This window comes from Acinetobacter sp. YH12129, from assembly GCF_013418685.1.
Lineage (GTDB): Bacteria > Pseudomonadota > Gammaproteobacteria > Pseudomonadales > Moraxellaceae > Acinetobacter > Acinetobacter amyesii.
On sequence record NZ_VPBP01000006.1, the window covers coordinates 22,285 to 34,330 of the forward strand.

Annotated in this window: 12 protein-coding genes; 5 read left to right on the forward strand and 7 right to left on the reverse strand. The window is 40.6% G+C overall.

Features of this window, described 5'->3' with window-relative positions; all coding sequences use genetic code 11:
• Positions 1-510 precede the first annotated feature (510 nt).
• The gene (gdhA, locus tag FTU65_RS05490) at positions 511-1,857 is read right to left on the reverse strand and encodes an NADP-specific glutamate dehydrogenase (RefSeq protein WP_227591817.1); all 1,347 of its coding nucleotides are present in this window, start codon (positions 1,855-1,857) and stop codon (positions 511-513) included.
• A 330-nt stretch (positions 1,858-2,187) separates the two neighbouring features.
• On the opposite strand from gdhA, the gene FTU65_RS05495 reads away from it, so the two are divergent.
• Positions 2,188-2,982 (forward strand): RnfABCDGE type electron transport complex subunit B, encoded by a 795-nt coding sequence (locus FTU65_RS05495; RefSeq protein WP_180011837.1) that lies wholly within the window; start codon positions 2,188-2,190, stop codon positions 2,980-2,982.
• Between the two features lie 2 nt (positions 2,983-2,984).
• On the forward strand, positions 2,985-3,668 hold the full coding sequence (gene nth, locus FTU65_RS05500) for an endonuclease III (RefSeq protein ID WP_180011839.1): 684 nt from the start codon (positions 2,985-2,987) through the stop codon (positions 3,666-3,668).
• 142 nt (positions 3,669-3,810) lie between these two features.
• On the opposite strand, the gene FTU65_RS05505 is transcribed toward nth, so the two are convergent.
• From FTU65_RS05505 to FTU65_RS05525, 5 genes are all read right to left on the reverse strand, one after another.
• On the reverse strand, positions 3,811-4,548 hold the full coding sequence (locus FTU65_RS05505; protein ID WP_180011841.1) for a tetratricopeptide repeat protein: 738 nt from the start codon (positions 4,546-4,548) through the stop codon (positions 3,811-3,813).
• 46 nt (positions 4,549-4,594) lie between these two features.
• A complete protein-coding gene (locus FTU65_RS05510; protein WP_180011843.1) occupies positions 4,595-4,828 on the reverse strand; it encodes a hypothetical protein in 234 nt (77 codons plus the stop codon).
• 86 nt (positions 4,829-4,914) lie between these two features.
• Entirely contained in the window at positions 4,915-5,574 is a 660-nt protein-coding gene (gene adk / locus FTU65_RS05515) for an adenylate kinase (protein WP_078189866.1), read from the reverse strand.
• A gap of 84 nt (positions 5,575-5,658) precedes the next feature.
• On the reverse strand, positions 5,659-6,975 hold the full coding sequence (locus FTU65_RS05520; RefSeq protein ID WP_218946197.1) for a hypothetical protein: 1,317 nt from the start codon (positions 6,973-6,975) through the stop codon (positions 5,659-5,661).
• Positions 6,976-7,039: 64 nt separating this feature from the next.
• Positions 7,040-7,558 (reverse strand): hypothetical protein, encoded by a 519-nt coding sequence (locus FTU65_RS05525; protein ID WP_180020698.1) that lies wholly within the window; start codon positions 7,556-7,558, stop codon positions 7,040-7,042.
• A gap of 234 nt (positions 7,559-7,792) precedes the next feature.
• On the opposite strand from FTU65_RS05525, the gene mrdA reads away from it, so the two are divergent.
• A complete protein-coding gene (gene mrdA, locus FTU65_RS05530) occupies positions 7,793-9,835 on the forward strand; it encodes a penicillin-binding protein 2 (protein ID WP_180065523.1) in 2,043 nt (680 codons plus the stop codon).
• A gap of 3 nt (positions 9,836-9,838) precedes the next feature.
• A complete protein-coding gene (gene rsmD / locus FTU65_RS05535) occupies positions 9,839-10,390 on the forward strand; it encodes a 16S rRNA (guanine(966)-N(2))-methyltransferase RsmD (protein ID WP_078189870.1) in 552 nt (183 codons plus the stop codon).
• A gap of 56 nt (positions 10,391-10,446) precedes the next feature.
• On the opposite strand, the gene FTU65_RS05540 is transcribed toward rsmD, so the two are convergent.
• On the reverse strand, positions 10,447-10,929 hold the full coding sequence (locus FTU65_RS05540; RefSeq protein WP_180065525.1) for a hypothetical protein: 483 nt from the start codon (positions 10,927-10,929) through the stop codon (positions 10,447-10,449).
• 199 nt (positions 10,930-11,128) lie between these two features.
• Between FTU65_RS05540 and FTU65_RS05545 the strand changes: the two genes are divergently transcribed.
• Positions 11,129-11,866: a sulfite exporter TauE/SafE family protein gene (locus FTU65_RS05545; protein ID WP_180065527.1), complete on the forward strand. Its 738-nt coding sequence runs from the start codon at positions 11,129-11,131 to the stop codon at positions 11,864-11,866.
• The last annotated feature ends 180 nt before the right edge of the window (positions 11,867-12,046 follow it).

Genomic DNA, 12,046 nt, shown 5'->3' on the forward strand with positions numbered 1-12,046 from the left:
AACCAACGCTTTAGCGATGTTAATCTAAAGCTACTTCTTGCAAATTACTGAATTCATCCTGACGAATCGCAATCAACAGACAGATATTTTTAAGCATACAGCGAATTACCCATTGACGCGATTTTGAAGCAAAACAATTAACTCAAAAGACGTGGGTTCTCGTAGAAAATAAGGCTTTACCCGCCCAAATAACTCTCAAATTAACGATGGCAGTATGACATTCTTAGTGGCTGTAATTACATTGGCCACAATTATGATGTAGAAAAGCATACTTTGCGTTTTATAGGAGATGTAGGGAGTACACTGAAGTTCAGCACACAGTTACATCGGTCAGGGCTTCATTTTTAAACGTTTGCTCAGCCAACCCTTAAATTTTCACTTCAACGTTATGGATAGCGAAATCCAACTTACCCAGATGAGCACTAATTAAGAATCCAATATATTCCAAACCATTCAGCCATAAAAAAACCGAGGCTTGAGCCTCGGTTTTCAGTTCAGCTTACGGAGAACTTAGTAAACGCCTTGAGCAAGCATTGCGTCAGCAACTTTTACGAAACCTGCAATGTTCGCACCGTTTACGTAGTTCACAGTACCATCTTCTTCAGTACCGTATTTCACGCAGTTGCGGTGAATTTCTTTCATGATCGCGTGTAGACGCTCGTCAACTTCTTCGAAAGTCCAACCCAAACGAATTGCGTTTTGAGACATTTCAAGACCAGAAGTTGCAACACCACCCGCATTAGATGCTTTACCTGGTGCATAAAGAATTTTCGCTTCAACGAATTTCTCAACTGCAGCCAAAGTAGATGGCATGTTTGCGCCTTCAGCAACACAGATTACGCCATTAGCAAGAAGAGCTTCAGCATCAGCTTCATCTAATTCATTTTGAGTTGCACATGGAAGCGCGATATCACATTTGATAGACCAAGGACGTTGACCTTCTAAATATTCAAAACCGTGCTTAGATGCAAATTCAGAAATACGGCCACGCTTAACGTTTTTCAATTCCATTACTTCAGCAAGAAGTTCAGTTGTGAAACCGTCTTTTACGTATACAGTACCTGCTGAGTCAGAAAGTGAAACCACTTTCGCACCTAAGTACATTGCTTTTTCAGCAGCGTATTGTGCAACGTTACCAGAACCCGAAATCGTTACAACTTTATCTTTAAAGCTATCGCCACGAGTTTTTAGCATTTCCTCAGCGAAATACACAGTACCGTAACCAGTTGCTTCAGGACGCGCAAGTGAACCACCGAAAGTTAAACCTTTACCAGTGAACACACATGCTGTGTCGTTGCTTAATTTTTTCATCATACCAGCCATGTAGCCCACTTCACGGCCACCTACACCGATGTCGCCCGCAGGGATGTCAGTGTTAGAACCAAGATGACGGTATAATTCGATCATTAATGCTTGACAGAAACGCATGATTTCGCCTTCAGATTTACCTTTAGGATCAAAATCTGAACCACCTTTACCGCCACCCATAGGAAGTGTAGTTAAGGCATTTTTGAAAGTTTGTTCAAAACCTAAGAATTTAAGAATTGAAAGGTTCACTGATGGGTGGAAACGCATACCACCTTTGAATGGACCAATTGCTGAGTTGTATTGAACACGGAAAGCACGGTTAACTTGAGTTTGACCTTTGTCATCTACCCATGAAACACGGAACTGAATTGCACGCTCAGGCTCAACAAGACGTTCTAGCAAACCGTAGTCAGCATATTGTGGGTTCTTTTCGATGAATGGCCAGAGGCTCGTCATCACTTCTTCAACAGCTTGAAGAAATTCAGGTTGATGTTCATCACGTGTTTTAACGTAGTCTAGGAAGTCGTTAAGGCTGTTATATTTCAACACTTAATCCTCAGCAGATGTATGGATCAAAATTGATCACAATTTTGATCAAAGATATATTTTGGCGCAAAATATTAAATATCTTTTGTAACTAATCAGCAATAGTTTTTTTAAAAAATCTTTAAATTCTTTAAAGAACAGCGATTTAAATTGATTACTCAGATATTTTAGTTATAAATATTATTACTTTTAGGAATATTTTAATGAATTATTTTGCTCACTTATGATGCATCTATAGACCCATTTTTGCGCACAGCAATTCATACTGAAACATGCTAGAATTCAACGTCCTCTTTGGTTTTTCTCTGCCTTCATTTGTACTCGCGACTACCCATGACTTCTGAAATTTCCCTCATCCAACAAATTGATGCCCTATTGCCACAAACTCAATGTGGACTTTGTGGACACCGAGACGGCTGCTTACCCTATGCCAAAGCCATCAGTGAAGGAGAAGAAGCCAATAAATGTATACCCGGTGGTCAACCTGTGGCAGATTCACTAGCAGCGTTATTAAATCGTCCACACTTAACAGCAGAAGCCAGCGTTTGGCCAATCCAAAGTGATGGACGCCCGCAACGGGTTAAAGCTGTGATTCGTGAGGATGAATGTATTGGTTGTACCAAATGTATCAGTGCCTGCCCTGTCGATGCCATTATTGGCTCAGGCAAATTGATGCATACGGTCTTGACGGATTTATGTACGGGCTGCGAACTCTGCATCCCACCGTGTCCAGTGGATTGTATCGACCTAGTCGAAGAGCTTGATCATGTGCCATCTGAACCTGTTCGAATCGCAGAACAGAATGATTTACGTCGCCGCTACTATGCACATATTCAACGTGAGGAAAAACGCCGAATTCATCGTAAAGGCCCTATTGTACGCGCAGAAATTGATACGGAACTTTTTGCCCAATTTTCGACCCAGACAGACTTGGTACCGGTCATTGAAGTCGTGGAAAAACCTGCTACGCCAGTCGTTCAACTCGATGCAAAAACCACCATTGAACTTGCAAAAATTCGTACACAAATTAAGAAATTAGAAAAACAACTGAGTGTTCGAGAAGATGCAAAAAAACGTGAATTACTCCATACACTAACGCTACAACTAACACAACTGCAAGGGGCTTAATCATGGCTGTTAAAAACATGACTAAGAAGCAAATTCAAACTTTTTTTGAACGCTTACGTGAGCAACGCCCCAACCCGAAAACCGAACTCAATTATAGTAGTCCATTTGAACTTTTGGTGGCTGTTACCCTATCGGCACAGGCCACAGATGTCAGTGTCAACAAAGCCACAGACAAGCTTTTTCCAGTGGCAAACACTCCTGAAGCTATCTATGCGCTAGGTGTTGACGGACTGAAGGAATATATCAAGACCATTGGCCTGTATAACTCTAAAGCGGAAAATGTCATCAAAGCCTGCAAGATTCTGATTGAGAAGCATAACAGTATCGTTCCGAATAATCGTGCAGATTTGGAAGCCTTACCCGGTGTCGGTCGTAAAACTGCAAATGTGGTGCTGAATACTGCTTTTGGACAACCAACTATGGCAGTCGATACGCATATTTTTCGTTTAGGGAATCGAACAGGATTGGCTGTCGGCAAAAATGTTCTGGAAGTAGAACACCGACTCGTCAAAGTCATCCCCAAAGAGTTTATTGTTGATTCACATCATTGGTTGATTCTGCATGGGCGTTATACCTGTATTGCCCGCAAACCCAAATGCAATGAATGTATCGTGTCTGATGTATGTAATTGGAATGATAAGTATGAGTTTGGTGCAGTGAAAGAGTTAAATCTTAAGAAGCAATGATGAAAAAATATGTTGAGCTTTTTACTAATAGCAATATTTCGAAGTGCGTTCCTAGTAGCGATTAAAAGCATCTTTAAATCAATTTAGCTAGATTAAATGAAGAATTTCTGCCTACTAAATCAGAGTAGCCTTTCAAATAGAACTATATTGCTCCCTTGTCTGACAAAATGCGCATATTATGGGCAGCATCCTGATGCCCTTGACTTGCTGCTCGTTGGTACCAATATATAGCCTGCGCATTGCTCTGTTCTACATGAATCCCCTGCTCATAAAAAACACCAAGATTATACTCAGCTTCCGCATTCCGATATTCAGATGCTTTGATAGAATATTCGTATGCCTGTTCATATTTCCCTTGTTCGACATATAATTTTGATAATCCTTCGTAAGCCTTGCTTGGATCATCAGCTACTCCCTGAAGATACCACTTTTCAGCTTCCGCATTTCTTTTCTGTTTTCGGTACAAAGTACCTAAGTTATTTTTAGCATTTTGCTCATTTAACAGGCTTGCCTGCATGAAGTATTTTTCTGCTTTTATAAAGTCTTGATCTCGTCCTGCTCCATTCATATAAATCATACCCAATATGTTGATTGCTTCAGCATCTCCTTGTTGTGCAGCAAAATTTAATAAATTAAAAGCCTGCACATAATCTTTTTGAATATTTTTCTGGCCTGTAAAATACAAAAAACCCATACCCGCTATTTTCTCTGTCGATGTTAAATTCTTATCATATACAATTTTACATAACGGATTGCTTTCAACTAATACAGGACATTGCTGTTTTAAAATCTCTGCTTCTGTTTGTACGTCACTCTTACAGGCAATAAGGCATACATTTATAAGAAATAACAAGCAGGTATGTCTATTCAAATACTCCATTATCTAATTCTCATAATCTGAAAAAATCTTATTTATTTAGACATTTTTATTTGGTGTCTTTGTTTTCTAACTCTTTTTTTAACTTTTCCAAGCGTTTTTTTTCTTCTTCAACTTGCGGATGTACCTGATACTTTTCAGATACATGTACAAATTTACGCATTTCACGGCGTTCAGCCAACTCTTCCACTTGCACCTTACGCAACATTTTAAAGCTGACAAATAATAAGCCCAATAACACCGCCACAGCGATGATGACCATTATAACCAAAGCAAATTTCATAACAGATTCGCCCTAAAAGCCACATAAAAAAAGAGCCCCACTATGCAGTAGGACTCTTTGATTGTCAAAAATTCAAAAAAGTTGAATTATTTAGACTGATCTAAAATCGCGAACAAATCAGTTTGAACTTGATCGATTGGACGAAGACCATTTAATTTGTCATAAGTCGGTGCGTTTTCGCCAGAAGCTGCACGACCTTGGTAGAAACCAACCAATTGCTCAGTTTCAGCATGGTAAGAACCTAAACGCTTACGAATTGTTGCTTCTTGGTCATCCGGACGTTGAACAAGGTCTTCACCAGTTTCGTCATCTTTACCTTCCACTTTTGGTGGGTTGTAAACGGTGTGATATACACGACCAGATGCAGGGTGTTGACGACGACCAGATAAACGTTGAACGATTTCTTCGTCAGGTACATCGATTTCAATTACATGATCGATGCTGATCCCTTCGTTTTCAAGCGCTTCAGCTTGTGGAATCGTACGCGGGAAACCGTCAAAAATGCAGCCGTTGACACAGTCAGGTTGAGCAATGCGTTCTTTTACAAGACCAATAATAAGCTCATCAGATACAAGGCCGCCATTATCCATGACGCTTTTAGCTTGTAGACCTAATTCAGTACCTTCACGAATCGCAGCACGGAGCATATCACCGGTTGAAATTTGTGGGATATCGTAGCGCTTACAGATCAACTGAGCTTGTGTCCCTTTACCTGCTCCAGGTGGTCCGAGTAATATAATGCGCATAAAAAAACATCCTCATTTTAAACATTGTATATGACGCTATGTAGTGATCTAAACCCAAGATTCAGATCATCTTCCAGCATCTAATTATAAGAAAGCCACAAACAAATGTATTGTACCCGCGATAAAACCGGTTACACCACCCAAGACAATTAAAATCCATTCGTCTTCCTGAAATGCAGGACGTAATAGATTTTGAAATTCTTTCGGTGTTAGCTCACGAATACGGTCTCTAAACATTTGAAAGATTTTCTGTGCACGGCTCGCATTAAACGCAGGGTCGCATACAGGCACCATCGTAATTTCAATTGAGCGATCGATCAAGTCTGTCTTGAGTTTTGCGTACTCTTTTGGACCTAAAGACAACTGTAATGAGGTACGAACCAGTGGAGATTCCATAATTTCATTAATATGACGTTTCACAATGCGACGGGTCTTATCTTTCTTCCCGCCATACATCATTTCGGTCATGATGGATTTTAACGTAATTAGGTCTTCTGTTACTACACTTGCGAATACATCCGAAACTTCTTCTTGGCGTTTCATAAACGCCCCTTGAACATTGTACGTTCCAATACGTGGAATCACAGGTTTCATCCAAGGGAATTTACGATCTTTAGTTAATTCAAATAATTGCAAATACTTAACAGGGTGCGGCTCAATGGGATTAAATACCATCCAGATGGCAATCCAGTTGGTCAAAAAGCCCCAGATTGCTGCCCATAATGGAACCGTCCAATGCCAAGGCACCACAAACCAAACGATCATCTGGAAGATACCAAAGAACATCCCAATCAAGGCACTGATATGCCAAATAAAGTTGATTTCTTTTTGGCCAACTTTAAGAAACATACGCACCATCATGAGACGATCTGCTTCCATTTGACTCACCACCATTTCACGCATATCAACAAGTGACTCTACGTTCATGGTCAGTTCGGTCACGAGTTCTTTTAAGGTATTTGGTAGCTGTTTGTGTGCTTGGGCATAAATACGGCGTTTAATTGAATACGGTAGGTTTTCCCAAAGCACCGCATTTCGGTCTAGCATGACTTCATCAATCAAATGTTCAAGCTCAAAGCCAACTTGTTCACCAATGATGCGCGCCATGTCCTCAGGATCCATTGCATCCAAAAACTCACGCAAGGAACCCAATTTAGACAATGTATTATCCGTAATAATGCCAGAAATACGTCCAGCTTTTCTTGGCACAATCCCCTGCCATCCCACGGGTAATGGACCTAAATGGAATCCCCAGAAATTAATTGGGTAAAACACCATTTTCAGTGCCATCCAAACGTGTGCCCAGGTAACGAATGCGGTAACAGGGATAATACTCAGCACAGCCCAAAAATCGGGACGTTGCAAAAAGGTTTGCCACAATTCGTTAACATACTCAAGCATGCATAACTTCCATATTTAATTTTATTCAGTGAGTGCGGTTATAAAATAAAGTTGATTATTTTCACTACAAACCAAAACTTAAAGTATATGAGATTTGTAGTCTCGGTTCGGTTTCCACAATCACATTACCTGATTTGTCTTCTAATTTTTCACCCGCACCCATGCCTACACTAAACGTACTAATACGCTCGGCACTCAACATCACATAAGCAAGATCGATACCACCACCTAAACGCGCTTCATCTTCACCATCTACTTTCTTGGAGTCGATGTGGCCCGCATAAGCTCCGATATAATAACCATTTTTATCTTTGCCAGTGAAATGAACTGGGTAACGAAAGCCGACTTGCCCGCCAGGTGTTTTATCATCGTTCAAGAAAACACCAGCTTTTGCATAAGCAATGCCATATGGGTTTACCCACTCACCATTCACGTGAATAATTTTTTGAGTAAAACCTGCTCCAACATTCCATGGTTGATAACCCTTACCTGTTAACTTTGCCTCAGGTAAAAATGAATTGTCATTGGCATGTGCGATGCTTCCAAGCATCATAAATGCAAGCAATGGATATAATTTATTCATTGTTTTCACAAACTTCCTTAGTATTATTTTTTGGAATATTCCTTTTTTATACGTTTCGACTTTAGCAGAATAATATGAACTGTTATACACAAAGCCCCATATTTTTCATGTCTGCAAAGTCAAAATATAGACTGCAATCACAGCAGAGTCGTTTTTATTTATCAAAAAAATGTCAGTTGCGCTAGAATATGCCTCTTCCGTTATTTTAGCTCTCAGTCTTTAAGTCGAACGCGTATGAAGCAGCATTATCCTTTAAAAAATGTCCAGCAAGAAAAGCGGATTTATCGTAATCGCGTGGTGATTTCGATAGGGATTGTCTCCTTCTTTATGCTGTTGCTTGTGGCACGTTATGCATATTTGCAAATCAAGAGTTATGAGACCTTTTCAACTGCTGCAGATCAAAACCGAATTCGACTGCAACCACTTGCACCTTCTCGTGGTTATATCTATGACCGTAATGGCGTGTTATTAGCCGATAATTATCCGGTTTTCTCAGCAACCATGAGCCGTGCGGATGTTGAAGATATCGATGATACTGTTGAGCGCCTAACACCTTTATTAGAGCTTACATCTGAAGATATCGAACGCTTTAAAAGTCGAATTAAAACCTCTAAAAAGACTGAACGTGTTTCGATTAAACTGAATTTAAATGAAAATGATATCGCCCGTTTTAGTGAGGTGAAATATCAATTTCCGGGTGTCAATATAGAGACCCAAATGACTCGCTACTATCCACATGGCGAACTGTTTGCCCATGTGATTGGCTACGTAGGTCGTATTAATGACAAAGAACTAAAAACGATTGATAAAGATTTATACGCTGGCTCAAACCTAATCGGTAAAATTGGCGTTGAAAAATCATACGAAGAACTTTTACACGGTATGCCGGGAAATGAGTCGGTTGAAGCCGATGCCTTTGGTAATGTGTTACGTCATCTAGGTCGTAAAGATCCGATTCGTGGTAATGACTTATATTTATCCCTAGATTATGGACTGCAAATGGTCGCTTCAGAGCAGCTTGCAGATCGACGTGGTGCAATTGTGGCGATTGACCCACGTACTGGAGAAATTCTTGCTCTTGTGTCCAGTCCTAGTTTTAACCCCAATTTATTTGTTACTGGCATTAGCAGTAAAGATTATTCTGAACTGCGTGATAGCCTTGATCAACCTTTATATAACCGTGCTGTACAAGGGGCTTATCCTCCAGGTTCAACGATCAAACCGATGTTTGGTCTGGGTGGTATTCATTATGGTCTAGTGGACTGGAGTACTGCCATTTCCGATCCGGGCTACTTCACACTTCCGGGTGACAGCCATCGTTTCCGTGACCACAAAAAAACTGGTCATGGCTCAGTCAATTTACACAAAGCTCAAGTCGTTTCCTGCGATACCTATTTCTATGTCTTGTCCTATCGTATGGGCATTGAAAAAATGAATACGTGGATGCGTCAGTTTGGCTTCGGTGAAAAAACCGGAGTTGATTTACCAAGTGAAAGTACGGGGCTATATCCAAATCCTGAATGGAAACTTCGCACACGGAAGTCCAACTGGCTCAAAGGTGAAACCATTTCTGTCAGTATTGGTCAGGGTGCTTTTACTGCAACACCATTACAACTGGCGATGGCGACTGCCATTACTGCCAATCAAGGCTCTCATGTTACACCTCACGTTCTGCGTGAGAGTAAAGGTGCTAAAGTTCACAAAGTCCATAACGCCCCGAATGGTCGCATTCAATTTAATGGTAAGCCAGATGATTGGATCAAAATGCGTGATGCCATGATTGATGTGGTACAAACAGGGACAGGTCGTGGTATTCGTACCCCGATGTATCAAATTGCAGGTAAAACAGGGACAGCACAGGTTAAAAGTATTGCCCAAGGTAAACGTTATAACGAGTCCTTATTGACAGAGCGCCAGCTTGACCATGGTTTATTTGTTGGTTTTGCCCCTGCGGAAAAACCTGAAATTGCGATTGCCGTCGTTTGGGAAAATGGTCGTCACGGTGGTTCTGCTGCTCAAATTGCTAAACCAATGTTTGACTACTGGTTATTAACACGTAAAAAGAATCCAATTCGTCCTGCAGGCCATCAAATTAGCGGTGGTCTCATGACTGCAGGTCTAAAACCGAGTGAGTTACCAAGCGGCTCTAATATTTTATCTGCCGATCCAAATGCGAGCCCAACAGCTCAGCAGAACAACAGTGCAACTCAACAATCGAATACTGCAAATACCCCACCTCGTGCTGCCAGTGCAGCACATGCAACCGATGAGGAATAATTCATGAAAAATCAATTAAGAATCATTGGGGGTGAATGGAAACGCCGTCAACTGCCTTTTGCCAGTATTGATGGTTTACGCCCTACACCTGACCGTGTGCGCGAGACATTATTTAACTGGCTCATGTGGGATGTTCAAAATGCCAAAGTTCTCGACCTTTGTACAGGTTCAGGTGCTTTGTCATTTGAAGCACTCTCACGTGGTGCAGCAGAAGCTGTTTTAATTGAACCTGATCGCACCCAAGCGAAGTTTCTCATGGACAATTTAGAACTTTTAAGAGTTAGCAAACAACGTGTGCAACTCAAAAACATGACGGCACAACAAGCCATTCCTAACTTGAAAGACCAATTTGATCTGATTTTCTTAGATCCACCGTATAGTCTTGATTTATGGCAAGAACTTGCTGAATTGGTCGATCCCTGCATTGCAGACAATGGTTTAATTTATATCGAAGCTGACCGTGATCTTGCTCAATTAAAACTCCCGAGCACTTGGCAGCAAATCAAACAAACCAAAGCTGGGACGGTGCGTGCAGGCTTATATAAAAAGGCTTAATGTAAATGCACACAAAAAAGGACGTCAATGCGTCCTTTTTTATTACTTGAAAATCGTTAAACCTGTGGTCGAAGTGGACGCTGGCTGTTAAATCCACCCGGAGTTTTAGCTTTATCCACGGGCGTCACTTTTGGACGTTGTTGCTGTGTTTTTTGCTGCTGGGGCTTGCTTGTATTGGGTTTAGCTGGCGTCTGAGGCTTTGTGCTTGGACGCTGCACATTTGACGGATGCTGAGATGAAGGTTTCTGTACATTCGGTTTATGCGCATTTGGTTTATATATATCGTCTGGACGGCTATTCGAATTCGGTCGTGCTGAGTTTGGTCGATGTTGCGGGCTATTCACTCGACCATATGAATGGTCATAACGCTGACTTGAGTCATAGCGCTGTCCGTATGAACCACCATATTGACCTGAATTACCATATTGATTTGCATAGCCATATTGATTCGAATGGTATCGGCCATCATCAAATGGCGCCACGACACACCCTGTAAATGTAACTGCCACCACAGATAGCAAAGCAACTTGTTTAAGCATGCGTAGCACTCCTCTTTGATGAAGAGCATTTTCACTTATCGAAATGAATTTAATCGGAAGTCTGTGTACATCTGCTGTATTTAAACATTCATGTTTTATTCATCATTTAACATCCAATTTTGCTACATTTGCTCAGACAGCCACATTTATATAGAAAAATTCACTACAATAGCGCCACGTATTACAAAGCTGTAATTTAATGACTTGGCTGATTTTTATTCTTGGTGCCATCTTTGCGGGATTCGTACAAGGATTAACAGGGTTTGCATTCGCCCTTATCGCAATGTCATTTTGGGTTTGGATACTCCCCCCACAAATAGCCGCACCCTTGGTGGTCTGCGCTTCAGTTTATAGCCACTTCATTTCATTATCATCAGAACGTAAAAGCATTCCGATCAATAAAAAAATCATTTATCCCTATTTAATTGCAGGAATTTTAGGTGTACCGCTCGGTACGTATTTATTAGACAGCATTAATCCAGATACATTTAAATTGGTTTTGGGCGCTTTTTTAATGTTTTGGTGCCCAATTTTATTTTTTAATCCTAAATTTTCATTCATCCAAAAATCAGGGAAATGGGCGGATTCTAGTATTGGATATATTGCTGGAATCTTGGGTGGTCTTGGAGGCTTTTGTGGTGCATTACCCTCTGCATGGCTCATGCTGAAAAATACACCCAAAGCAGAACAACGCTATATTTTGCGACATTTCAATTTAGCCATTCAGCTCGTTACACTCATCAGCTATCTGCTACAAGGGATCATCCATCGTGAACATCTGCCCTATTTAGCCGTGCTGTTGGTAATTATGGCTTTTCCAGTGATTTTTGGTGCCAAACTTTTTTATCGCATTTCAGAACGCCAATTTAAGCATATCGTGTTAGGGCTATTATTTTCTTCAGGCTGCTTTTTGGTAACGATGAGTATCTTAAGCTGATGACTCAAAACCTAAAGATATTTGTCCAAATCATTCTAGAAAAACCCCTTCTCAGTTAGATATTCACATCTTGTAACAATGACACAGTTCACATTTAAATAAAAATTAGCCAAATGGTAAAAAAGTAATTAATTTTTCTGACGAAAATTAATAGAATATTGCACCTCATAATTTTGCTTA